This is a genomic window from Natronomonas salinimetallica (genome assembly GCF_013839515.1).
Lineage (GTDB): Archaea > Halobacteriota > Halobacteria > Halobacteriales > Haloarculaceae > Natronomonas.
Window position 1 is genome coordinate 1 of sequence record NZ_JACDNQ010000009.1, and the last position, 24,728, is coordinate 24,728.

Below are 24,728 nucleotides of genomic sequence, written 5' to 3' on the forward strand. Positions count from 1 at the left end.
TTCCCCTTCATCCAGATGCCGGACAATCTCGATCCGACGATCTCCACTCATTACCTTCCAGTCTCATTCCATGCCCATAACTTCCGTCACTCATTATAACTCGCCGCCTGCGTCAGGTTATGGATGATGCACTTCCGCGTGAGCTCCCGGAACTGGCCGTGCCAGCTCCGGGAGCGTAGCTTCTCGCCGTCGTCTTCCTTCAATTGCGAGAAACCTGTTTCACTCATCCACCGCTGGTTGTAGTCTTCGTTCATTCGGGCGTTATGGGCCTTCTGCAACGGCGTTTGCTCTCTGTGCTTGATCAACGGGCGCGTTGACTCGGAGCGACACTCTTCACGGAGTTCTCCCCACGAGTAGTTCGCGTCAGCAGACAACACACGCAGGTCTTCCGCGTTGCGGCGGAAGACCTGCATCCCGATGTGGCCGTCCCACGCCTTCTGCGTCGTGAAATGAACGTCCTTGATCGCCAGTGAATTCACGTCGATCAAAATCGTTGTCTTCATCGACTGGAACGAGTAGTTTGCGCGGTCGCGGTAGTGGTAGCTGGTCTGATCACGCTGGAAGCCACTCGCGTCAATCGCGGCTTCGCCACTCCAGCCCGCCTGCTCCGCCGAAGCGCGGAGCAGGCGGCGCAGTTCCCGCATCCGGTACTCTTGTTCCCACCGGCAGAACGAGCTGTAGTGCGGTGCCTCGTTGAGTCCGAACACTGCGAGGATCCCGGGCATCTCGTTGAGGTAGTCCTCGGTCTCGCGGAGGCTCTTCTCCAGTTCGACGCGATACAGAATTAACGCGATCTGCACCCACTTGGCGTACCCGCCCGCGCCGTCCGGCGCGGCGGGTACGTCCGGATCGTCAACGTGCTGTTTGGCTAGCTTTCGACACATCCAGGCAAGCCGTCTCAGCGATACCATATCGCCAGACGGCGTCCATTTCCCGGTTAGCTTGACGGAATCTTCCCGTGAGAGCGGCTATAGCTGCCGTCAGTCGGTGGCAAAACAAGGCAAGGCAACTTCGAAGCAATCGAGCGTGAAATCGGAGCACAAATCGAGTTATTGGATGGAAAGCAATTCACGACGCACATCCGCGAATCGCTCGATACGTTGTACGACCAATACGAGGTACAAACACCGCTCGAAGGTGTTGTTGATGAGTACTACGCGCAGTATATGGACGAGTTGGAAGTCAGACTCGTGTTAAGTGAGGATGAGCCGATGTCGGTCGAGGCGATTGCCGAAGAGCGCGGTCTCGATCGGAGTCACGTTGTAGAGCAGTTAGAGCAACTCGAAACGTACGGGTACGTCGAACAGACCGACTCAGGGTTTGTTGATACGGGGAAGCGCGATGCGTTTAACGAATAAATTCAGGAATTACGGGCTGTTTCCCGCTCTTGGAGAAGTTCTCGAAGGTAGGCGGTTGCTGCGACACCAACGTTGATTCCCCAGACATAGTCCTCCTCACCGAAGGCAGCCGTGCCTGCCATTCGGTGCGTATAGCCGTCAACAAGGGTAAGACGGATACAGTTGACCACGTCATCTTCACCGAATCGGTCGAGAGCATCCCTGATGTACCGATCGAAATGACCATTTGGATGATCGGTTGGTCGCGGATCAGCAGCTCGTTCTAACGCCCGACTGATGACCGTATCAACCGATGGGTGTGCTGGAACCTCCGTATTCTCTCGAACACGATACTCCTCGTCAGAATCCATACCGACACGTACGAGTGCGTTGTCTAAAACTGGTAAGGATACATTCTCTCCTCAGATACCCTGATGGCGGGCGATGAAGACGGCGGGACGTTCGTACGCTAACCTTACAGCCTCGATGAGGTCTGCAGCGTTCTCTTTGGCGACTTTAGATCCTCGTAGTTCTCTATTTCGCCATGGACGAACGCGGGTGTCAAAAGGTCGGGTTCGGGCGTGACGATGAGTTCCCGCGTTTTCGAATCAGCGATGAGTCCAGAGATGACGACGTTAGCGTCGATGACCAGCTTCATTCGTCGAACTTACCCCGATTCCTCATCAACGCGCGTTCGTCCACTTTCGTTGATTTTGTCTGCAATCTCCTGCACGTCACTCTCGGTGAGTTCGCTCTCGCTGGTGAGCTCATCCATCACTTCGAGCGTCCCGATTTTCTCCTGGATGGCCTGCCGCGTGACCTCACTCCAGTTGATTTCTGGGTGCCTCTCCATGCGCTTCTTGAGATCGTCGTCCACGTTGACGGTGATAGTTGGCATACAGAAGGCTATGCGAACACAGAATACTGTATCTTTCGGTATACCTCAGAACTGTCGAATTTGGCCCCCTCACGCCTGAACGGTCGATTCGTTCGACCTTCGCCTCGTGGTACACTCCTATGTACGTACTCACGTACATACGTGGGTACATGAGAGAACCTACGTAGTGCAAGTCCACTATTCAGGCAGTTCTGCAGACACCAGTCTACTCCGAATCAACGTCGGACTTGCCGCTCGCTTCGAGGATCTCGGCCGCTACATCTTTCACGTGTTGCTGATGTGCCGCCGAGGTCTGTACGCTTTGGGTCGCATCGAGTTGGTCGTCGACGACCGCGTTCTGCCGCGGTCCCCACGTCTCTGGTGGCTCTGATTTGATGTACTCGGCCCAGCGTTTGATGCCCTCGATGCGCTGCTGACGGTTGCGTTTATGCTTCGCGTCGAGGTGCTCACGCGTGTTTGAGTCGCTCATATTCGTCTTCGATGTCGAGTCGCGTTACCCACTCTTCGAGACGGGGTACACTAAGACTTTCCTCGAAGAGCGTGTAGAGGTGAACCGCGTCCTCGATGTCCTTCTGTGCGTTGAGGTGGAGCTTGTATGCGATCTGGAGTTCTAACGGCCCAATCGGGATCGCCTCATCACCGATCCTGGCTGTGATCGCGTTTTCGAGGGATGCGCGGTCGAACAGCCGAAGACGCACTAGAGCGGTTACGAGACATCGAGGAAACAGATCCAAACGAGGAGGTACGACACGCTGCGTCGGTCGCAATCGACGAAATTGAGGAGCGGTAGCGAACCGGCCACGAGGACTTGTTAGAGGCCACCGATGCTGACGAGTATCCCGAGCAAGGCGAGTACGATGATAACGACTGTGCCGACGGTGAGTGGCGTGTTTTCCATCGCTTTCTCGTAGAATGGCATGGCTTCGTACTGTTCGCGGAACGCGTCTCGGTTCGCCTCGTCGTAGAAGTACTTCGTTTTGAATGCGAAGCGCTCGGTCACCGCGCACCCGGTACAGACCGGTGTGTCCTCTAATCGCTCGGTTTTGATGTGCGAGTCACAGTTGATACTTCCGCAGTTCGCACAGTACGTGTAGGTGTTGTCGGTGCCTGTTGTGTCGCAGTGGACGCACTGGTGGATTCCGTCTTCGCTCGCTACGCGTGATGGTCCTGCTGCGAAATACTCGTACGGATACGAGTACTCCTGTAGGTCAGTCGTGTGACGAACCTGCGGCAGGTACACCGGTTCGATTGACTGTACTGAGATGTCGGCTCGATTCGGTTCACACGTTTTCGTGTACGTGACGTTGTTGTCTCCGGTGTAGGAGACGGTCGTCGTGTGATGGTCTCGGAGTCGTTCAACGGTCCAGTCTTTGTATTCGGTCTGGGTTTGCCCGAACCGCCGATCTTCAACTGCATCGAACGAACTCTCGAACTGGTCTGCGTCGAGATCAACAGTCGCGTGGAGGTTCTCCAACACGAGGGTCGAAACATCATCTGACGCAGTTTGGGGGCGTCCGCGTTCGGCGTGGACGACGAACCGGGACCGTTCGTTGATCCGGTGAATCACGCCAACCGACGTTTCAAAGACTGCGTTCGTATCCGCAGTCACGGCGACGACTGGTCGGAACGTGACGGTGGAATACGACGCGGGAAGATTCGATGACTGGATGTTTTCGATGTCTTGGAACGCTTCTTTGACAGGCGCAGTCACCGACGTCGCTGGGTCATACGGTCGGAGCGTTTCGTCGCACAGGATCTCGATTCGACCGTTGTAGAGGTCGAGTCCGATGTCGTCAGCGATCTCACGGAGGTCTTCACCGTCAATGAGTTCAATCGGATACGGGTCATCATTGCGCTGGAGTCGCTGAGCATACTCGATAGCCGGATTAGTGAATCGACCAGTCGTGACCACCATCCCACGCTTCGGTCCGTCGAACTCGAAGGTCGCAATCGCCGAGTGAAGTTTCTGCACCACCGGTCGCCCGACAGTTCCTGTATGCTTACACTCGACAACGATGGCTCGGCGAGTCCCGTCCACGACCTCTTCCATGAGGATGTCGCGTCCTTCGTCAGCCGTCCGTTCTGCTTGTCGAACGTTCTCGTAGCCAAGATTCCGGAACACATCCTCGATAACGTCCTCAAACTCGAATCCGGAGAGATCGTCCAGAACAGCCATTTTGATGTTTTTATTTGTTGGTTGTTCGTCGTATATACGTTCCCTTGGATTATGGTAGAGATCGGAAGACAATACACACTCGATCGCACGGCGGCAGTGCGATCGATGTGTAATAATTGCGATGTTTACCTGAATTGAGGCGCTAAGGCCCCTTCCTCAACGAACGAGCGAAGCGAGTGAGTAGGGAGGGGATACAGCGTTCACAAGAGCGAAGCTCTTGTGTGCGGACGAGACGCCGCGTCTCGTCAACGCCGCACGGTTCTCAAACGCGTTCGACGCTCGGCCCACAGGCCCACGCAATCGAAACAACTATGCGCATAAATACGCATAGTGCGTATGTAGTGAGGCGGAAGAACATCACCATCCGCGAAGACCAAGCCGAGTGGGTCGAGGATAACCATCTTAACCTCTCGTCGTTCGTTCGCGGACAACTTGACGAACTCATCGAAGAACGCTCGTGAACTACAACTACAGGTATCGACTCCGACCGTCCGACGCTCTCGAAGAACAGTTAGCGTGGACTGTCGATACCTGTAGACAGGTCTACAACCACTTTCTCCACCGACTCAACCGCACCGACGACACCTCGGCATACTCCGAGCAGAAGCTCCTGCCGAGTCTCAAGAAGTGGTGGAGCGACCTGGAAGGCGTTCACTCGAAGGTACTACAGAAGGTCGTGCAACGGCTGTACGACAACCTCTCGACACTACGAGAGCGCAAAGAGAACGGCTACCGCGTCGGGACGCTCAAGTGGAAGGCACCGGGCGAGTACCGCAGTTTCACCTACAGTCAATCCGGCTTCAAGCTCAAGAACACGGGCGGTCGGACGCGACTGTGGCTCTCAAAACTCGGAGAAATCCCGCTCACCTTCCACCGCGACCTCCCCGACGACGCCGACATTAAGACCGTCACGGTCAAGCAAGAACCTACCGGGAAGTGGTACGCCATTCTCGGCATCGAGACGCCCGACGACCCGCCGGAGAAGCCGGAGAATCCCGAGAACTGCGTCGGTATCGACGTGGGGATTCTCAAGTACGCCCACGATACCGACGGAACCGCCGTCGAATCCCTCGACCTGTCCGACGAACGCGAACGTTTGGAACGCGCACAGCGCGACCTCTCGCGGAAACAGCACGGGTCGGACAATTGGGAGAAACAGCGTCGGGTCGTGGCAGAACGCCACGCCGAGTTGAAGAACAAGCGCCGCGACTTCCTTCACAAGCTCTCGAACTACTACGCTCGGGAGTACGACTTCGTGGCCGTCGAGGACTTGGACGCGAAGGGGTTGGTCGAACTACCGGGCAACTCGCGGAACCGGGCAGGTGCGGCGTGGGGGACGTTCCTGCGGATGCTCAAATACAAGTGCGAACGCGAAGGAACGCACTTCGTTGCTGTGAATCCGCGCGGAACGACGAAAGAGTGTGCGTCCTGCGGCGTTTCGACCGAGAAACCGTTGTGGGTGCGCGAACACTCCTGCCCGGCGTGTGGGTTCGAGGCGGACAGAGACGCGAACGCAGCGTGGAATATTCTTTCTCGCGGTGTGAAGAAGCAGTTAGGAGCGGGACGCTCCGAATCAACGTCCCCAGAAATCTTCGATTTCTGGTGTGCGAACGAATCGCAGGGCGATTCGTTAACGCCTGTGGAGACTGCGTTCCCTGTGTCCTTGGTTGTGGATGCAAAGCGCGTCGTGGAAACAGGAAGCCCCACCCTCAAGCGCGAGGGCGTCAGCCCGAGCGGTAGGGTGGGGTAGTTCACTATAGTAGCGAAGCACTCAGGACGGCGTGAGTAGGTCGTCGATGTCCGCTACGCTGAACAGGGACCACGAGTCGTCGAGTTGTGCTTCGAGTCCGTCGACGAACCCGTTTTTCGAGAACAGGGCGAACTGCTCGTCTCGATCCGACGGTCCCCATCGGACGTTCTCCGCCTTTGCTCGCAGACTCTCGACGAGGTCTTCCCCAACCGAATCCGTCGTCCACTTACATTCGGCGAGGAGGACTCGGTCGTCGTTCGGTGCCAGCCCGACGATATCGATTTCCGCTTCTCCGTACCACCAGCGACCGACTTCGGAGTACGGTTCGAATGCACCGCGTCGAATTCCTTCCCAGACGGCTTCTTGACACATGTCCTCGAATGTGGTTGCGACGTGCGTTGGGAGGTCCGGTTGGATCGTCCCGTCGTACACGATCTTCGGTGCTTCCTCGATACTGGATCGATGCGGCTCGACATACCGAAACCAGAACCGAAGGAACTCGTCCGCAACCCGGTACCGTGACCGCTTCGATTTCTTCCCCGAGGCCGTGACTGGGACATCCCGTTCGATGAGGCGGAGTCGGCGAAGTGTCTGTAGGTACTTCGAGAGCGGTCCCGGATCGATCCCTGTTGCGCCGGAGATCTCGTTCGGTGTCGTATGGCCCAATGCGACTGCTTCGAGGATGCTCATATACCGGGCTGGGTTTCGGAGCTCGGTGCGCAGGAGAAACTCGGGTTCGTTATACAGTACCGCAGATGGTGACAGGACGTGTGATCGAATGTTCGCCGCGAGCGACTGGTCGTAGTCGAACAGCGTGAGGTACATCGGGGTACCACCCGTGACGGCATACGAGCGAACCGCGTCCCTGAAGTCGTACGAGATGACCTCTCGGGCCTGTTGAAACGAGAACGGCGTTACGTCGAGTTGGGCCGTTTGTCGCCCGTACAGTGGGCTTTCGTGCCCCAGGATCTCTGACTCCATCGTGCTCACGCTCGACCCACAGAGCACCAGCATCGAGTCCGTTCCATCGAGCGCCTGGTCGACGAATGCTTGCAGGTACGATGGAAGCGAGTCGTTCTCGTCGACGAGGTGCGGGAACTCGTCGATGACGACGACAAGGTCCTCCCGCTGGAGGCTCTCGCCGAGGTATTCGAACGCTTCGTCCCACCTGTCGATTCGAGGGACGCGCTCGTCGAAGTAGTCCGCAACTTGCTCGAGGAACTTCTCGCGCTGTCGATGCTCGGCTTCCTGCGCGGCAAGGAAGTACATGTGGGGACGGTCAGCACAGAATGCTTTGAGGAGTTCCGTTTTCCCGACCCGACGCCGGCCATAGACGACAACGAAGTCCGAACCGGGGGACTCCACCGCACCCGTGAGTGTATCGAGTTCTTCCTCCCGGTCGTAGAAGGTCATACGTAGGATAATGATTACTGCGATAATGACTTAAGAATTCGGGTGGCATCCCCCACCGGAGTGTTTCTCGCACTGCAACCAAGACACCGAATCTGACGAGGGATGCAGGCGAGATGGGAACTGGATGTACGGGAAACTGGCTCTGCTGAAACCCTTTCTTCAGACATAATACAGGATGAAACAGCCAGTCGCTGAAAACTACGTATTGACTATCATGGAATCTGCCAGTTTGCGTAGATCTTCAGAAAGTCGTGCTGAATGCAGCACGCGTATCGGTCACCGGATGATTGGCATTCCGCGAGTACTTGGATTGGTAGAGACTGATCCAGCAGAGATCGGTTAGCCCAAGGCTACTGACCGTTACAAAACCGGCACAGACCCGTAACGACAAACTGGTGCTCGACCGATCCTGTGGCCGACTTGCTGGATCTGCTGGTAAAGATATGAGGAGCAATATATTATTAACAAGCGACCTAAAGGACGGTAATGGACTATCAGCTGGCGAATTTGCTTTTCACACTGTTCGCTTGGACAGTGCTGACGATCTTCTTTGTTGCTACGGTTTTCTGGCTCATTGAGATTGTGATTATTGGCCGTGCTCGCCGTGGGGAGATAGAGCACGAACCGGCAGAGGTTGAGGTTCGAGTGATGACCGTAGCGGCTGAACGTGTCGTCCAAGCCACCGTCGACCAACTACCCACAGAGTTGGACACTATTCGGGTCATTGCCGAACGACCGATTACCATCGATGGTGCAGAGGTGTGTGTCGTCCCTTCCGAGTTCGAGTGTGAGGCCACACGGAAGGGTCGGGCGCTGGAGTGGGCTAGACGAGAGTTGAACTGCAATGCATCGTATATCCTGTATTTAGACGAGGATACGCTCTTGCGAGAATTCTATGGGCTGCCAGATGCCGACATTGTCCAACTTTCCGAACAGCCGATCCGGAGCGACTCGTGGCTCACGTACTTTGCGGAGATATTCAGGATGGGTTTCCAGTTGGAACAAGCCGTGTTCCCGAAGTTTCGTTATCCATTGTATGCATGGGGAGGGGGAATCGCTGTCAGGAAGGAACTTGAAGATCAGATTACTTGGGACGTGAACACCGTCACTGAAGACACGAACTTCGTCTGGCGGGCCTTCCAAGCTGGTGAGTGTGACTTGCAGTTTCTCAACATCCGCGCTATGAACCAAGCCCCGCCATCAGTTCGAGAGATGATCTACCAGCGTCGTCGTTGGATCTCCGGGGCGGCCCGTGATTCCCATCTCTTGCCCCGGCGGTATCAACTGTTGTCGTTAATGCGTAATGCCGCCTGGGGACTGGTTTTCGTGTCACCACTGCTCGCGCTGCCGCTGGTGACGCCGGTGACTGTCGTGCTGTTCCCTGTCGTCTACGGCTATGGCATTCTGTTTCAGTTAGTGGGACTGTTCGGATGGGCTATCCTCGGATACTGGTACTATGGCGAACGCCCATCCGTTTTAGTGGCCCTGCTCGTGACTATCCCACTGGTAGCAATCATCCACGCAGCAGGTGCATTTTGGGCGATCTTTCAACCGACGACTGAGTTCCGTGTTACCCAAAAGGTGCCACCTGCCGAAGTTGAGGATAGTAGGACTGCCGAGATCGCCGTCACTGAGAAGCATACCGATTCCGAACAGACTACTGAGGAAACCGAGCCCGTCGAACCCCGTCAGCCATAGTACCCATCCTACTGTAGATGGCCAATACGCACACTCACTGAGCGGTTGGTTCAGCCGAGGATTATTCAAAGAACGGTTCGTATCTGCTGACTGTAAGCTCTGTATCTCGCACCGCAGTCTTAACAGATAATGAGTGATTCGACGATCTGATCGATACGTGAGCCCTCTGTACTGGCCGTAATCGAGGTGAAATATATCACCGGCAGAGAATTTCAACAGAGCCGGGAAACTGTTTTCGCGTGGTGCCGACGATTCACTCCTCGAGCCCGGGACCGACGGTAACGGAGGCCGGCGCGCAGGGGAGTTGGTTGTGCTGACACCACCGGCAGTGCTCACCCGAAGTGTACCGACTGAACGAGAACGCAGCAATATCGTTCATCGACGACGTCACGTCATCTCTGACTGCTTCCAGATCACTATCGCTGAATGTTCGGGATTCGACTTTTGGCCCAATGTTTCCAACATAGGCATATCCCGCGCGTGCGACAGGCTCATCGTACAGGTCACGGCACGCTAACAGGTAGATCGGGAGTTGCTTATCGTCCTCCAAGTCGCGGTGACGTTCGGTCGCCTTGTAGTCGATGACGACCAGTTCGTCGTCAGGCGTCCGGTAGACGGCGTCAATGTAGCCGACGAGTTCGTGCCCATCGATGTCGAGTTCGAACTCCCGTTCCGCATCGATGAGCTCGTAGCTGGGGAGGTCTAACTCGAAGTACCGGTCGATACACTGTTTCGCCGCCGGGAGTGCGTCCTCGGCTCGGCGTTGACTGGCCAGGCGCTCACAGATTTCGTACCACTCCTCACGCCGTTCCACAGCTTGGTTCGCGGCTTGCTCTGCAGTGTCGTGGAACAGCAACCCGATCTCACGTTGCGAAACACCATCCCGGGCTTCATTCGTCGCGTCCTGATAGTCGGGGAATGCGTTGACCACGTAGTCCAGGTAGTGGCTCCGCGGGCATTCCTCGTAGGCTGCCAGCGACGTGTAACTGTGCGAGAGCGGCGGCGAGGGCGTCGACGGGCCGGTTAGCGACGTCACTTGGAGTGTCTCTCGTTCGGCTCTCGGTGAGAGATCCCCGTCGAGGGTGGCTGTTGCGAGGTCTAGCACGCGGTCGCGCGCAGCTTCGACTGCGAGTTCGTCGCCGTCGTGCTGGACGGTCCCACCAACGCGCCCGACAGTCTCGTTCGCCAGCGTGTCAGTCCAATCTGCCGCATCATCCGGGAGACACTCCTGAACGTCGGTCCAGAGTGGGAGCTGCCCGCGCGCTGGCTGCCACGGGATTTGGGGTGGAAGAATCTCGTCGACGGCCTCTGAAACCGGGTGCACGTCCGTAGCATCGTCGTCGTCCTCGGTACCGCCCTGGAGGACAAGGACGTCTTCGGCGCGCGTGATTCCGACGTGGAACACGCGCCGGGTTTCACGCGCGTCACGCTCGACGAAGTCCTCGGCGAACGCCGCCTCCGCGCCATCCGAGAGCCCCGTTTCGAGTGCGTCGTAGGTACGTGAGCTCGGTGCCCACTCGTCGGCTGTAACTTGTGGGGTGAGGACGACCGGGAAGTCCAGGCCTTTGCTCTTGTGGATGGTCATTACGTTGACCGCGTCGTCGGCGACGTCCGGCTGACTCGTCGGTGTCGAGCCGCTCTCGTCGAACAGGGAGTCGTAGTGTTCGAGCGAGTTGATGAACTCTGGGGTGAGCGGTGGTTGGACAGCACTGTCACCGTATTGTTCGATGACGTCCTCCAGCTGGGCGAGATCCCGGCGCTCCTGTTCGCTGAGGTACCACTCGATGTTCGTGATGTCCGTGAGTTCGCGGTACAGGTGACTGAGCGACGCCGAGTCACGGATGGCGAGGAGCTCTGTGACGTGTTCGTGGGCTTCTGCGACGCGGTCGGGTTCCTCGAACTCGTCGAGCGGCGTCTCGCGCAGCGTGTCCACGAGCGAGTCGTCGCCCGCGTTGAGCGTACGGAGATCCGCGTCGCAGAGCCGGTACCGCATCAGGAGGACGCGATTCCAACTCACCTCGTCTTCGGGCCGCGCGAGCGCCTTCAGGTAGGCAGTCACGGTGCCGACGCCGACTGATTCCGTCGCCAGATCACCAGCAACCTGGTACGGGATGCCGGCATCCTCGAACTCCTCGATGACCGGCGTCGCGTGGTCGTTCTTCCGGACAAGCAGGGCGATGTCGCCCGGGTCGTACGCCTCGTCGAGGTTGTCTGCTGCGCCGCTCAGAAGATTCTGGACGACGGTGCGAAGCTGGGTCGCGCCGTCCGCATCGTCCTCGTCCGGCAGTTCGACGGTTGCGACGGTGTCGCCGTCGTACGCAGGTTCGTCGACGCGTTTCAGTGTCTTGTGTCGTTCGCGGTGATCGAGCTTCTGAATTGCTTCGTTCGCCAGGTTGAGGATCGGCTGTCGGGACCGGAAGTTCTCTTCTAACGGTTCATCTTCGAGTGCGGCGAATGCGCGGTCGAGTTCGTCGGTGATGTTGGCGACGTTCGCGCCGCGCCATTCGTAGATCGCCTGATCGTCGTCGCCGACGACGAACAGATTATCGTCGGTGACGAGGGACGTGACGAGATCGAACTGCAGCCGGTCGGTGTCCTGGAACTCGTCACAGAACACGTAGTCCCACCGCTCGGCGATCTCCTCGCCGACCGACGAGTCCATCAGCGCAGCCGTCTCGACCACCAGGCCGTCGAAGTCGATGAGATTTCGCTCGTCCAGTTCTCGCTCGTACGCAGCGTACCCGGCGGTGAGATCTCGGGCAGCAAGACAGTCGGACACGAACGAGTCGAGGTGGTCCGTGAGTTCGAGGCCAAGATCGTCCGGGATTCCTTTCGGCGCACCGCTTGCGTACCCGCCGAACAGGTACTTCGGGAGTTTGTACACGTTGTCTGGCAGGTCACGCTCGCCAGCCTCGTGGGCCTCGAACGCGGTTTCAAGCGCGTCACACAGGTCGACGAGCCGGTCGAGGAAATCACGGGTGCTGGCCTCGATCCCGTCCGTTCCCAACCCGTCGCGTTCCGCGGCGAGTTCATCGCGCACCTCGGGAAGTGAGTCCAGCACGCTTGCCACGGACCGGCCACCGAGATGGTCGCTGGCGATTGCTTCGATGCGCTCCGGCAGGTCGGCGAGGTCATAGACGCGGTCGGCGGGCCCGAGGAACGCGTCGATGTCGTCCGGCGAGATGCCGCTGCGCTTCATCGACCCGATGAAGTTGAGCAGCTTCGACGCGGCTCCGGACGCGTACCCGTCGCTGCCGTACACGTTCGGTTTGACCGACCGGTACTCGATGTCGTCAAGAACGTCCAGTACGATAGCGTACTTCTCGGCGTCCGTGGCAACCTCGAAGTCCGGGTCGATCCCGGCTTCGTAGGCGTAGTCGGTGAGGATCTCGTTACAGATCGAGTGGTACGTGTACGCGTCGATGTCGTACCCTGCTGTCCCGAGTTTCGCGTTGAGTTTCTCCCGCATCGAGTCCGCCGCGTTGTTCGTGAACGTCAACGCGAGAATCCGGTCCGGCGAGACGTCTTCCTCGTCGATGAGATGCTCAATCTTCCGCACCATCGTGAACGTCTTTCCCGTCCCTGCACCGGCGAGGACACGCATCGGGTACGCGTCGGAGTTGATGATTGTCCGCTGTTGAGGCTCTGGGGACACGTCTTCTTCCGGCACCGGGAACCACGACGGGTACTCGGACTCGTCGCTCATCGGTGCACCTCCGTGGACAGTCGGTCAGCACACATCTCTCGATAGTCGCAGTCCGGGCACGCCTCCTCAGTAATAAGGTCGAGCGGTTCCGGCTCGTACGTCTCACCCGTGATACCATCGTGGGCCTCCCGGATGAGCGCCCAAATCGTGTCGTAGTGGTTCTCATATATTTCCGTGGTTTCCCGAGGCCAGCCACGCGCGGACACGTCGTATCCGCTCGGGGTGCTCTCGAACGACGTGCTGTTGAGGATCCCGTAGAAACTGAACCGAACCTCCATCCCGTCCTCGTAGAACGGTTCGTTCTTCACGCCTTCGACGTATGTCGCCGTCTGGAACGCGTTCCGAACCCGCTTCGGTTCGTGGGCCTCTCCGTCGAAATGGTCGCCAAGGTACTCGGCCGTCCCCGACGAAAGAACCCCGTCCGTGTTCCGCTTGTAGTCGAAAATGTGCAGCCCGTCATCAGTCCGGACGACGTTGTCAGCTCTCCCGTGGAGTTCTCGACCATCCACTTCGCACTCCACCCAACATTCCGTAGCGACCGAGTAGCGAGCGTGCTCGATCCCATCACCGCCGTCCGGATCGAAGAACGACGCGATGGCAGCGCGGTTCTCAGCTCGTTGGTACTCCTGATGCGCAGCGGATTCGTAGTCATCCGGGGTACTGTGTTCGTCCCACTTCGCATCGAAGACCTGCATCGCCCGGTTGTGTATCGTCTCCGGGTCGTCATCGCGGTCAGTCGCATCACACACGTCCTCGATAGTCTCGTGGTAGATCGTCCCTTGGTTGAGATACAGTTCTGTACGGTCCGGCGCGTTCACGCCCTGTACGTACCGGTAATCGTATAACCGCGGACACGTCGCGTAGTTCGCCAACCGCGACGGAGAGAGCGATTCCGAGCTCATCGCTGCACCTCCCCGGTAGCGAACTCGACACGTGCACGCAATGCCTTGCGGAGCTCCTCCCCACGCGCCCCGCTCTTATCGAGCACGTCCTGAATCTCTCCGAGTTCCGCTTCGACCTCGTCGAGCGACACCGTCACGTCCTGACTGTTCGCGCGCCGCACCTCCGCAAGCGCGTCGTCGACCCGCGACAGCAGGTACTGCTCCGCCGCTTGCTCGCTCGTAACCTGTGGCTCATCGGCCTCGGTTACCCACGGAAGATCCGCATACGCTGCTGTGAGGAACCGCGACGCCTGTGCACGCTCTTCGAGCGCCGTGTCTTCGTACTCATAGAGACAACAGTAGAGCCGCTCCGCCGCCGCACCCGAACCGACAGCCAACCGTCGCCGCGCGTGCTCCGCGTGGTACTGCGCGAACGGTCGTCCTGACGCCGTCGACGTCGTCGGGAACGTCGTATCCACGTCCGCTCCATCCAGTTCCGTAACACCGGGGTAGTCCAGCATCGACGCGACTCGCTCGCTCGGGAACAACCGTGTCAGGAACGGGTCGCCCGGGTACTCGCTGTCGACGAGATTCACGAGGAACACCGCGCGGAACGACTCGTTCTTAATCGCTTGCAAGTGATCGACGCGGACCCCGCCGTCGAGGTCCGTCGCACTCGTCTGATTCTGCTGTGGTGCGTACTCGTGAGCGCGTTCGAGCATCTGCTTGAACGACTTCCACGTCGCATCCACGAACTCGGTCTCTTCGAGGAACCCGGCCATCCGGAACGCCCGTCGGACGTTCCCGAACTGCGCCCGTGCATCCAACGGGACCGCCCGTTCCGCGATCCGCTCTTTCAACCCAGCGTCCGTCGCCCACCAGTGAATCGCGTCTTCGAGGCTGTCCGTCTCGCTGACTCGGTCCAAGCGGTCCGTATCGAGTTCCGGACCGTGGTCGGGCCCATCATCTTCCTCGTCGGCGAAGTACCGGACGGCCGCGAGGAGTTCCCGAATCGCAGGATCGTCACCGAACCCGGTGACGGTTGTCGATTCCGTCGGAATCCCGGTGCCTTCGAACGCTTCGATAGCGTCCGTCACAGCACTCCCGCTTTGCTTCGTGGCGACAGCGATGTCGTCGTACCCCCAGTCCGGCTGCGCGACGAGCGCTTCGATCTCGTTCGCAATCTCGGCGAGTTGTTCGTCACCGGAGTCTGTGGCGAGGACGGACACCGACCCGGCATCCGGATCTTCCTTGACCGTTTCTTCGGCGAAATAGGCTGCCGTTGCAGCTGGTCGCGTCGACGGCGTCCCCGATGCCCCACGTCGGGATTCGCTGAACGAGACGTAGTCCGTGACTGGCCCTGTCTCGACCCACGTCCGGCGCACACTCGCGTTCTCTTCGGCGACACAGACGAGCTCGCAGTCTCCCGCGAGCGCGTCGAGATACGCGCGATCAAGCGGGAAGAACTCCTCAAACTCGACTGCGAGCACCGCGTCGAAATCAACGACGTCGCCGCGGGCATCCCCGGTGAGAACATCGAGCGCTTCCGAGATGAGTTGCCCGCGCTCCATGTGCCCGTGCGCCGCGAGCCAGCCGTAGAACGCGTCAAGCGCAGCCGTGATGTCACGGAGTTCCGGAGTATCGTCAGGCGTGACCATCTGCCAGGAGATCGTGCCCATCACGGCATCCACGTCCTCAATGAACGACGGTTGCGCAGACGCCCGTTGGAGGTACTCCGTGTCCCACTCGTAGTCTTCGAGGAACCGGTATAGGAGTTCCCGCCGCAGGGCGTCGGAGAGAATGACGCGGTCATCGGTCTGGTTGAGGACATCGGTCGCGTGGACCACCGACGACGTCACGTACGGCGTCGCTGCGCCCGGCAGTTCCTCACCTAACGCTTCACGGAACGTGTCCGCACTCGTCGGCGCACCGGTGATGACGAGCACATCCTCTGAATCGTGCTCGTCGAGAAGCATTCGGTATTCGTTTCGCGCTGTTCGTTCGACGTTTTCGCCCCCGAACGGTACCGTGACTAACGTCCCGTCGAACCGCCGGTGAGATGAGTGATCAGACATGTCTATTATCCTCGGACGAGCCGCGTGACCCGAGACAGCACACCGGTGTCGTCAGCGGCTGTCTCGGTATCGCGTCGTGCATCTTCAATGACACTGGGCTCATCGATCCAATGCTGGAACCTGTTCGTGCTTTCAAACTGAACCGCCGGCGCGTAAATACCCACCCGATGGGGTGGCGTGGCCTTCTGGAACTCCCAGCACTGCTGTTGGTCCAGATGTGCCGAGAAATCAGCGACGATCCGCCCGTCGTCCTTGAAATCGAGTTCACACAGCCCGTCGGACAGCGCACTGACACTCCCGCAACAACGACGGAGACGCCGCATACAGGGACGCCGACAGCAATAGTGGAACATATTCGCTCCCGGACGGCACCCGGAGAGACGCACTCGATTTGGCGACTGCGGGCGGGGCCGCCGCCTCGGAAGACGGTGGTCCGTCCACGAACGCCGGTCTCCGGCACGCTCCGATCCCGGCGTCTACTGCCGGGGGCGGCCCGAGGGGGCGTTCCGGTCGCGCCGGAACTATATCGATCGGGGGCGGACGAGGGGTATGACGCTCCGATTGCCGAGCGAGATCGTCGTCGAACAGTTCTTGCCGACGGCGCGGGCGATGCTGGCGACGGCGCTCGTCGAACGGGGGTTCACCCAACGGGAGGTCGCCGACCGACTCGGCGTCACCCAGGCACAGGTGAGCCGCTACGTCGGAGGCGACGTCCCTATCGAGGAGCGATTCGCCGACGACGAGCGTATGCGGACGACCGTCGATCACATCGCCGACGGCTTCGCCTCCGGCGGGATGGACGAGTACGAGGCGCTGGCGGAGTTGCTTTCTCTCGTCCGGGCGTTCGAGGACCGGGGACCGATCTGTGCCGCCCACGAGGCGGCCGTCCCCGCGCTGGAGGGGTTGGGCTGTGATCTCTGTGTCCGCGGCACCGACGCCCAACTCGAAGCCGAACGCACCGTCCTCTCGAACGTCCGGCGCGCGCTCAGAACGATCGAGGCCGAACCCGCGTTCGTCCCGCTCGTCCCGAACGTCGGAACGAATCTCGGGATGGCGCTGCCCGACCCGGTGGACGCGACGGACGTCGCGGCGGTTCCTGGTCGCGTTCACGCGATGCGTGGGCGCGTCCACGTCCCGTCGAACCCCGAGTTCGGTGCATCCGAACACGTCGCGACGGCGCTTTTGGCCGCGACGGCCGCAGACCCCGAGGTCCGCGGTGCGATCAACCTCGCGACGAGCGAACCGTTTCTCGAAGCGGCTCGGACGGCGGGTCTCTCCCTCCTCGAGTTCGAGCCGAGTTACGAAACCCGCCGCGAACGCCTCGAATCTCGGTTTCGGGAGGACGGACCGGTCCCGCGGATCTGTTATCATCGGGGCGACTTCGGCGTCGAGCCGATCACGTACGTCCTCGGCGAGTCGGCACTCGCGGCCGCCGAGTTGGCGACGGATCTCGCCGCGGCGGCCGCGGAGTGACGCTCGGACGGACTGCCGTCGTCGGCTCTCGGCGCTCGCCGACCCGGTCGGCCGTTCGCCGCGAGCGCGGTAGGACGGTCCCTCCCAGCCGCCGTCGACGCTGCGGTTCCGCGTGGCGGCGGACGGGAGCGCGACCGCCCACGGATACTCATCAGTCCGCCGGTTCGGGGGCGGCGCTGTCCGACCCGAGCCGTTCGAGGACGTATTTCACGAACAGTCCGATCATCGCGAGCGCGAGGAGAACGGCGAACGCCAGAACGGCTCCAGAGAGCGGGCCGAGGCCGCCTGCGGCCTGCCCGCGGAGGAAGTTCGCCGCGAGCACCCCCGAGACGGAGAGCAACGCGAGGCCGCCGACGTTCGTGAACGCGGACGTCGGGCGCGAGACCGCGGGGGAGTTCAAGAGATACACCACGATGGCGATGGCGAACGGTGTTCCCACCGTCCCCAACGCGAGCACGAGAACGAGCTGGCCGATGACTTGGCCGCCGATGACGGCGCCGGGGGCCGACAGGAGCGCGACCGCCGCCAGCAGCCCCCGATAACGCGGGTCCTCGACCGTCGTTCCCCAGCCGAGTTTGTCCGCGAGGACGAACGGCGTGACGATGGTGTTCCCGCCGAGCGTCGAGACTGCCGCCCCGCCGAGTCCGAACAAAAAGAGCCACCGGGCGTTCTCGCCGACGAGCGGGCCGAGTGCCTGTGCGGCCCCGACGGTGCTGAGATCGGGATCCGAGAGGACGCTCGCCGCAACGAGGAAGATGGCGACACTGTAAACGCCGAAGGCGACGAGCATCGACGCGCCGACGTCGAACGTCGCAAGCCCGTATTCGCGTTCGGTCCATCCCTTCGCGCGCATCGTATACGAGTGCATCGTGATGAGCGTGATGTGGACCGCACCACCGAGGATGCCCGCGGCGACGAGCGCGCTCCCACCGGGAAGCGTCGGGACGAGCCCGATCGCGGCCGCACCGGGATCGACCGGAACGACGAACAGTGACGCGACGAACGCGAGGACGACCCCGGCAACGAGAAGTTTCGCCGCCGCTTCCAGGAGCCCGTACCCCCGTCCGGCGAGCCCGAGTGCGAGGACGACGGCCCAGAGCAGCCCCCAAAGCCAGGCGTCGACGCCCGTAATAGTCGCGGAGACGCTCGCGAGCGTGTTCATGATTACCAGCTGGGCGACCCCCGAGGCGAGGACGACGTCGGCGACGAGGAGCCACGCCCACCACTCGCCGAGATACTCCTCGACCACGGAGACGATCCCGCGCTCCGTGAGCAACCCGAGTCGCATTGCGAGATACTGAGCAAGCGCTCCGGCGAACGCCGAGAGGACCACGACCCACAGCAGGTCGTAGCCGTAGGCCGCGCCGCCGGTGACGAGACTGGCCATCGTCGCCGGGCCGGCCGCGATGGCACCCGCGACCCACGACGGGCCCATCTCACCGGCGTAGCCACGGATACGCCCGAGGTCGGCCATCACACACACCCCGGAAACGCCTCGCCGGCGATCGACAGACTGTCGACCCACGCCGGCCGATCGTCGGTGCTGAACCGCGATCGAGAGCGCATGTAGGCGACGATCATCGCTCGCCGCCATCGGTCGCTCCCGTTGGGGGCGGTGTAGTGCGGCAACAGACAGTGTTGGAACAACGCGTCGCCCGGTTCCATCGGCAGCGCAACGGTGTCGCTTTCGTCGTAGTCGCGTTCGGCGACCGTGATATCGGTGTCGTATTCCAGGGCCTCGTGTTCGAGCAGGCCGTCGGTATGCGCCCCGGGGACGACCTGCATGCAGCCGTTCCCGGCCGTCGCCTCGTCGAGTGCGACCCAGACGGTCACGTGATCCATCGGATGGATCGGGTAGTAGGCCGCGTCCTGGTGGAACTTCTTGGCGCTGCCGACGCCTGGCGGCTTGAGCATCCCCGCACACCGTAGCAGCTTCAGGTTTGGTCCCTGCAGTCGAGAGACCGCATCGACGATCCCTTCGTGGGTCGCAAGGTCGCCGAAGACGTCGTCCTCGCGGGCCATCCCGACCCCTTCGAACTTGCGGACCGGTTGGCCCTCGCCCTCGAAGTCCGCCGGGTCGACGGACGGCTCGAGCATTCGCTCGAACCCGCTCGCCTCGCGGTCGCCGCGGACGTACTCCCGGAGGCGTGTTCGTATCGCCGCCACCTCGTCCTCCGAGAGGACGTCCTCGACGACGACGTAGCCGTCCCTCTGATACTGTTCGAACTGCTCGTCCGTTAGCGACATACCACCTAGTACTATTCAGTCGTAATAAATCGCCGTGTTCCGGGGATATCGGTGACACCAACGGGCCGCTACGGGGGCGGTGACGTTTCCGGAGGCGGGAAAAATATACGGACTATATAGTAAAAATCGCAACTATATACACATCGATCGCACGGCGGCCGTGCGATCGAGTGTGTCTTGTCTTCCGATCTCTACTATAGTTTCGGCCCGGGGCCGCCTTGCGGGGACTCCTCGACCGGGCTCTTGTCCTCTTTGCGCCCGCCGAGTTCGAGCATGTCGGCCACCTTCCGGCGGTTGACCTCGCCGACGCGGTCGGCGATCGAATCGACCAGTTCCACGATCGGCTCCCGGACGGGGCTGCCCTCGAGTTTGACGGCCGGGTCGTCGGTGCCGTCGGCCCCGAAGTCCTCGTGAATCGGGATCTGACCGAGCAGATCGACGTCGTACGAGTCGGCGATCTCTTCGGCACCACCACGGCCGAACGGGTCGTGGGTCTCCTCACAGCTCGGGCAGTGATAGAGGCTCATGTTCTCGACGATGCCCAGGACGGGCGTGTCGTGTTTCTCGAAGAGCCGAAGCCCCTTGCGGGCATCGTCGACGGCCATCTGCTGGGGCGTCGTCACGATGACGACGCCGGCGACGGGCAGCGTCTGGACGAGGTCCAGGGAGGCGTCACCGGTTCCCGGCGGCAGATCGACGACGAGGTAGTCGAGTGCGCCCCACTCGACGTTCTCGAAGAAGTGCGTCATCACGTTGTTGACCATCGGTCCACGGAGGATCGCCGGGTCGTCCTTTTCGCCCATCAAGAAGCTCATGCTCATGACCTTCACGCCGTCGGCGGTCGGCGGGACGATCTTCTCCTGTGGCGTCACGCCCGGCTCCTCTTCGACGGGGAGGACACGGGGGGCGTTCGGACCGTGGATGTCGGCGTCCAGCAGACCGACGCGTGCGCCCATCTGCTCTAACCCGGCCGCGAGGTTGGCCGCGACCGTCGTCTTCCCGACGCCGCCTTTCCCGGAGGCGACGGCGACGACGTTGCGGACGTTGGGCATGACTTCCTCGTCGAAGCCGTGTTCCGCGCCGGCCTCGGCATAGAGGTCCGGTTCGAGACCGACGTCCCTGACCGCCTCACGGATCGCGTTGCCTAATTCGAGTTCTGCGGGCGCGAAGGGGGTGTTAAACGCGAGCGAGATCGAGGCCGTTCCGTCCTCGATCTCCACGTCGTTTATCAACTCCATCGTCACGACGTCCTCGCCGACGAGGGGATCTTCGATCTCCCGGAGCCGCGTTTCGAGTTCCGCTTCGTGTTCGGTCATCTGATCGGCGAGGTTACGGCGGGCGAACGTATGAGGCTTTATTTTCCCACGACCGGCTGCCGGTGTGGCGGTCTACAAAAAGAGCAGGCCGAGTGCCTCGGGGTCGGACGGAAGACGACGTCTTCCGTGATGACGAGAGACGGCGTCTCTCGAACCACTTGACCCCGAGGTACTTCACTCGAGCTACCTACCGGTTGGTTTTCTCCTGCATTTTTATAAAACAGAACCGCAAAACCGTGACCGCCGACCGCCTACATCGCGGCCGGGAAGATCACGCCGATCAGCACGGTGAGGATGTAGAATCCGACCCACATCGAGACGATGAAGCCGATCAGATACGTAAGCGCCATCAGCGCCTTCTCCATGTCACGGGGTTTCCCGAGGAACCATCCGAGAATCGCGGTGTACACCGGGGTCCCGATAATGATGAAGATGACCCATGTCCCTGGGTACAGGAAGTTCCACGCATCGAACTCCACCATCAGTCATCACCCTCCACGGGGGCGTGGCCCTCGCCACGCAGCTCCTCGATCGCGTGTAACTCGATCACCGGGATGACCTTCAAGATCACGAGGAAGAAAAGCGTACACAGGCCGATAGTTCCGGCCAGCGAGGCCAGTTCGACCGGGCTCGGGAAGTAGTGACCCGGGGTGTTGTAGTACATCGAGAACGTGGGGTATTCGAGCCCCTCGACGACGAACAACACCTTTTCGGTCAGCGTGCCGGCGAGCACCATCACCGACGCCGCGAGCGAGCGGCGGACGCTGAAGATGTGCGGTTTGACCGACTGTGCGAAGATGTACGCAAGCGCGATCAGGACGACGCCGATCGCGAACTGGTAGTAGGGGTTGGTGACCTTCGCCGCTGCGAGGGTCCGCTGGTCCAGCGGGGCCGCGTACACGCCCGTGATGACCTGTTGGAGCTGCAGCCAGAGGAACAGCAGGCTGAACAGCCCGAGCCACAGCGTCAGTCCGCGGATCACGTCGTCCGTGAGGATGTGATACCAATCGTACGCGCGACGCACCGTGAGCGCGAGGATGATCACGCCCGCGATCGCCGAGGTGAGCGCGATCGTGAGGAACTGCGGACCCTGGATCGCGCCCTGCCAGCCGGGCATCGACGGCAAGAGCGCGAAGAGCCACGGAATGACACCGCCGTGCAGCAACAGCGGGGCCATCACGATGACGCCCAGTGCGAGCCACCAGACGATCCGCTCTATGACCTCGTCTTCGGCCTCGGAGTAGCCGATCGTCGCGACCTTGTACACCGGCTCCAGGATGTTCGGAAGGTCATCTCGGAGTCGGGCGAGGTCGTATCTGACGGTCAAGCCGAGGTACGTGAGTGTCATCACCATGTACATCGTGATGACGGTCACGTCCCATACCAGCGGCGACTGATGAACCGTCACGGGGTACGCCTGCACGACGCTCGTAACGAGCCGGTCGGGTCGCCCGGCGTGGATAACGATGTAGAACCCGGCCATACTCAACGCGCCGATCGTCAGCAGTTCGGCGAGGCGGGCGACCGGCAGATACCGTTTCATCCCGAACAGCCGAACCGCGGCAGAGAGGATGATCCCGCCGTGGGCGATACCGACCCACCAGATGAACGCGCCGATATAAAGGCCCCAGGTGACGCCGCCGGCTGACCCCCAGTCGGCGAGGTTCGTGACCGCCAGTCCGCGATCCAGTTGAAGCGCCCAGAGGCCGAGCCAGACGACCGAAAGCAGGCTCGCGATACCGAAGACGATGTAATACCCCGCCGAGGTACTCTGCATCGGACGGACGATGTCTTCTGCGGAAGGTGTTCTCGAACTCATTAGTCGTCACCCGCTCCAAACGTGAACTGGTCGAGGTGGTGTTTGCGATTGTCCTCGACGCCGATCTGTTCGTACGTGACCGGTCCGTCGATCTGTTCGGCCTCAGGTCCGGGTTCGTTGCCGAGGTAGGTAACGTTCGGCTGGGTACCGAGGTCCTCGAGCAGTTTGAACGCCGAGAGCTTCCCCCACGGCGTGACCGTCTCGCCCCACTGCTCGCCGTTGTCGAGTTCGGTGTCGCGTTCGAACTCCTGTTCGGCGCGCTGGCGGAGATACTGTCGGGGACGGCTCTCGGGGTCGTTGACGTCGCCGAAGTGGATCGCACTCATCCCGGCCGCGTCACACGCGTCCATACAGGCGACGGTGCCGACCTTCTCCTCGCCGTTGTGGCCGTCCTGGCGGGAGGGGCAGTACGTACATTTGCCCATGACACCCTGGGGCGGCCGGCTGTCGTTCCACTGGCCGCGCTCGTCGTGGATGTGGTCGTTGTTTTCGGTGAGGAGCTGGTTTCGCTCCTCGTAGTCCATCTCCTTGAGTGACTCGTGGTCGTAGTCGACGTCGGAGCCCATAAGCTCCTCGCGCGGTACCTCCGGTTCGCCCCACTGGAAGTAGTTGACACCGTACGGGCACGCGACCTGACAGTACCGACAGCCGATACAGACCTCGTAGTTCGTGAGAACGATGCCGTCTTTGTCCCGCGTGTGTCGCGCACGGACCGGACAGACCTTCTCACACGGGGCGTTGGTACAGTGTTGACACGGCCGGACGAGGAAGTTCTCCTGTTCGGACTGTTCGTCCTCGTAGGTGAGGACGTACATCCAGTTCGCCCCGGTGGACGTCTGGTTCTCCTCGATGCAACCCGTGACACACTCGAGACAGCCATCACACCGGTTGAGGTCGATGACCATCCCCAACTGCGGCCCCTCGTCGGCGGTATCGCCGACCGGTTCCGCGCCGTACCCATCGTCTTTGGGGTCGCTCGAACTCTGTGCCGACGCCACGCCGCCGAGACCGAGCGCCGCAGCCCCGGCACCCATCTTCTTCATCGTGTCGCGGCGGCTCTGATTCATCTCGGTGTCGATTCCCGAGAGCTGGTCGACGAGGCTTTCGTCGCCGGTCAGCCGCTCGAAGATGCCGTCGTGTTCGTCATCCTCCTGTTTCGCTTGCATCTCCTCGAAGGCTTCGACCGTCGGCCGGTCGTCGACTTCGAACTCCTCTACGACCGCTTCGTTGTACTTCTCGTGGAACTCCGCCTCGGAGATCTCACCTTGGATGAGCCGCATGGCGTCCTCCGCCATGTCCATCCCGAGTTCGGTGTCATACTCGGTCTCATCGAGCATTTCCCGCATCTCGGACTCGTGATCGGCCCCCATCGGGTGGAACGATTCGTCCGCTGTGTTGTCGTTGTCCCCGCAGCCACAACTGTCGTGGTCACAGGAATCGTCGTCTCTACTCATTTGATAATCACCGTTGAAATCCGAACCCGTGGGTTCGCCACGGCCGCGCCCTCGTCCGGACGCTGGTCCCCCGTCGTTCGACGACAGCCGTACGTCGACGAGCGTACGGATGAGGTCCCGGATAGTGCAAATAGATACCGCTCGCGCCGAGGACGTGATCCCGCAGTGGGTCCCACTCCGGAGCCGCTACCGGATCGCCCTGCAACGACGGTCAACCCCCTGGCAACCTCGATGGCTGGAGGTTCGGGGACGGACCGGTCGTCCGTTTCGGCGGTTTCGTTCAGTATCCGAACGTTGCGTTTGCCCGTGTCGCCGGCGAACGGTCCCGTGCCGGCCGCTCCGACCCCATCGGCTCTCCTCGGAGCCGTCGAGCGGAACGCCGGGGAGACACCGCAGACGTCCCGACGGCGTCGGGCGCTCGAATCGGCCGTAACCGTCCGGCGTCCGTCAGTGGATTTTCGTCTGTCGGCACCGGGCACTGCCAT

At 60.9% G+C, this 24,728-nt stretch carries 19 protein-coding genes and 2 pseudogenes; 4 read left to right on the top strand and 17 right to left on the bottom strand.

Features of this window, described 5'->3' with window-relative positions; translation table 11 throughout:
* Positions 1 to 86: 86 nt before the first annotated feature.
* On the bottom strand, positions 87 to 911 hold the full coding sequence (locus HZR14_RS08705) for an IS5 family transposase (RefSeq protein ID WP_181692482.1): 825 nt from the start codon (positions 909 to 911) through the stop codon (positions 87 to 89).
* 141 nt (positions 912 to 1,052) lie between these two features.
* Here HZR14_RS08705 and HZR14_RS08710 point away from each other — a divergent pair, with 141 nt between their 5' ends.
* Positions 1,053 to 1,358, top strand: coding sequence for a helix-turn-helix domain-containing protein (locus tag HZR14_RS08710; protein WP_255479214.1), 306 nt, complete (start codon positions 1,053 to 1,055; stop codon positions 1,356 to 1,358).
* A 2-nt stretch (positions 1,359 to 1,360) separates the two neighbouring features.
* On the opposite strand, the gene HZR14_RS08715 is transcribed toward HZR14_RS08710, so the two are convergent.
* From HZR14_RS08715 to HZR14_RS08740, 6 genes and pseudogenes are all read right to left on the bottom strand, one after another.
* Complete coding sequence (locus tag HZR14_RS08715; protein WP_181692483.1) at positions 1,361 to 1,708, bottom strand: DUF8158 family protein; 348 nt, start codon at positions 1,706 to 1,708, stop codon at positions 1,361 to 1,363.
* A 146-nt stretch (positions 1,709 to 1,854) separates the two neighbouring features.
* Positions 1,855 to 1,995: pseudogene (locus HZR14_RS08720) on the bottom strand (PIN domain-containing protein); the annotation flags it as partial.
* Between the two features lie 9 nt (positions 1,996 to 2,004).
* Positions 2,005 to 2,235, bottom strand: a complete 231-nt coding sequence (locus tag HZR14_RS08725) for a hypothetical protein (RefSeq protein ID WP_181692484.1) — start codon at positions 2,233 to 2,235, stop codon at positions 2,005 to 2,007.
* Between the two features lie 205 nt (positions 2,236 to 2,440).
* The gene (locus tag HZR14_RS08730; protein WP_181692485.1) at positions 2,441 to 2,704 is read right to left on the bottom strand and encodes a DUF8150 family protein; all 264 of its coding nucleotides are present in this window, start codon (positions 2,702 to 2,704) and stop codon (positions 2,441 to 2,443) included.
* Positions 2,682 to 2,918: pseudogene (locus tag HZR14_RS08735) on the bottom strand (hypothetical protein); the annotation flags it as partial. The gene HZR14_RS08730 and the pseudogene HZR14_RS08735, both read right to left, overlap by 23 nt.
* Positions 2,919 to 3,046: 128 nt before the next feature.
* A complete protein-coding gene (locus HZR14_RS08740) occupies positions 3,047 to 4,411 on the bottom strand; it encodes a restriction endonuclease (protein ID WP_181692486.1) in 1,365 nt (454 codons plus the stop codon).
* A 457-nt stretch (positions 4,412 to 4,868) separates the two neighbouring features.
* Here HZR14_RS08740 and HZR14_RS08745 point away from each other — a divergent pair, with 457 nt between their 5' ends.
* Positions 4,869 to 6,161, top strand: a complete 1,293-nt coding sequence (locus HZR14_RS08745) for an RNA-guided endonuclease InsQ/TnpB family protein (RefSeq protein WP_181692487.1) — start codon at positions 4,869 to 4,871, stop codon at positions 6,159 to 6,161.
* A 21-nt stretch (positions 6,162 to 6,182) separates the two neighbouring features.
* Here the strand turns inward: HZR14_RS08745 and HZR14_RS08750 are convergent, their stop codons facing one another.
* On the bottom strand, positions 6,183 to 7,574 hold the full coding sequence (locus HZR14_RS08750) for an ATP-binding protein (RefSeq protein WP_181692488.1): 1,392 nt from the start codon (positions 7,572 to 7,574) through the stop codon (positions 6,183 to 6,185).
* A 486-nt stretch (positions 7,575 to 8,060) separates the two neighbouring features.
* Here HZR14_RS08750 and HZR14_RS08755 point away from each other — a divergent pair, with 486 nt between their 5' ends.
* Positions 8,061 to 9,272 carry a glycosyltransferase family 2 protein gene (locus tag HZR14_RS08755; RefSeq protein ID WP_181692489.1) on the top strand — a complete coding sequence of 404 codons (1,212 nt, stop codon included), beginning with the start codon at positions 8,061 to 8,063 and terminating at the stop codon, positions 9,270 to 9,272.
* 253 nt (positions 9,273 to 9,525) lie between these two features.
* On the opposite strand, the gene HZR14_RS08760 is transcribed toward HZR14_RS08755, so the two are convergent.
* The 3 genes from HZR14_RS08760 to HZR14_RS08770 are packed head-to-tail and all read right to left on the bottom strand — an operon-like array spanning position 9,526 to position 15,934.
* A complete protein-coding gene (locus HZR14_RS08760) occupies positions 9,526 to 12,978 on the bottom strand; it encodes an ATP-dependent helicase (RefSeq protein ID WP_181692490.1) in 3,453 nt (1,150 codons plus the stop codon).
* On the bottom strand, positions 12,975 to 13,880 hold the full coding sequence (locus HZR14_RS08765) for a RecB family exonuclease (RefSeq protein ID WP_181692491.1): 906 nt from the start codon (positions 13,878 to 13,880) through the stop codon (positions 12,975 to 12,977). The genes HZR14_RS08760 and HZR14_RS08765 overlap by 4 nt, the downstream gene beginning before the upstream one ends.
* Positions 13,877 to 15,934, bottom strand: a complete 2,058-nt coding sequence (locus HZR14_RS08770) for a PD-(D/E)XK nuclease family protein (RefSeq protein ID WP_181692492.1) — start codon at positions 15,932 to 15,934, stop codon at positions 13,877 to 13,879. Before HZR14_RS08770 ends, HZR14_RS08765 begins: the two co-directional genes overlap by 4 nt.
* 549 nt (positions 15,935 to 16,483) lie before the next feature.
* Here HZR14_RS08770 and HZR14_RS08775 point away from each other — a divergent pair.
* A complete protein-coding gene (locus HZR14_RS08775; RefSeq protein ID WP_181692493.1) occupies positions 16,484 to 17,407 on the top strand; it encodes a thiamine-phosphate synthase family protein in 924 nt (307 codons plus the stop codon).
* 151 nt (positions 17,408 to 17,558) lie between these two features.
* Here the strand turns inward: HZR14_RS08775 and HZR14_RS08780 are convergent, their stop codons facing one another.
* The 6 genes from HZR14_RS08780 to HZR14_RS14400 all read right to left on the bottom strand — a co-directional run bounded on the left by HZR14_RS08780 (position 17,559) and on the right by HZR14_RS14400 (position 24,243).
* Entirely contained in the window at positions 17,559 to 18,881 is a 1,323-nt protein-coding gene (locus HZR14_RS08780; protein WP_181692494.1) for a divalent metal cation transporter, read from the bottom strand.
* On the bottom strand, positions 18,881 to 19,654 hold the full coding sequence (locus HZR14_RS08785; protein WP_181692495.1) for a phytanoyl-CoA dioxygenase family protein: 774 nt from the start codon (positions 19,652 to 19,654) through the stop codon (positions 18,881 to 18,883). Before HZR14_RS08785 ends, HZR14_RS08780 begins: the two co-directional genes overlap by 1 nt.
* Before the next feature lie 194 nt (positions 19,655 to 19,848).
* Entirely contained in the window at positions 19,849 to 20,970 is a 1,122-nt protein-coding gene (locus tag HZR14_RS08790; RefSeq protein WP_181692496.1) for an Mrp/NBP35 family ATP-binding protein, read from the bottom strand.
* A gap of 251 nt (positions 20,971 to 21,221) precedes the next feature.
* Complete coding sequence (locus HZR14_RS08795; RefSeq protein ID WP_181692497.1) at positions 21,222 to 21,452, bottom strand: hypothetical protein; 231 nt, start codon at positions 21,450 to 21,452, stop codon at positions 21,222 to 21,224.
* Positions 21,452 to 22,789 (bottom strand): NrfD/PsrC family molybdoenzyme membrane anchor subunit, encoded by a 1,338-nt coding sequence (nrfD, locus tag HZR14_RS08800; RefSeq protein ID WP_181692498.1) that lies wholly within the window; start codon positions 22,787 to 22,789, stop codon positions 21,452 to 21,454. The genes HZR14_RS08795 and nrfD overlap by 1 nt, the downstream gene beginning before the upstream one ends.
* Positions 22,789 to 24,243: a 4Fe-4S ferredoxin N-terminal domain-containing protein gene (locus tag HZR14_RS14400; protein ID WP_181692499.1), complete on the bottom strand. Its 1,455-nt coding sequence runs from the start codon at positions 24,241 to 24,243 to the stop codon at positions 22,789 to 22,791. Before HZR14_RS14400 ends, nrfD begins: the two co-directional genes overlap by 1 nt.
* Positions 24,244 to 24,728: the final 485 nt, after the last annotated feature.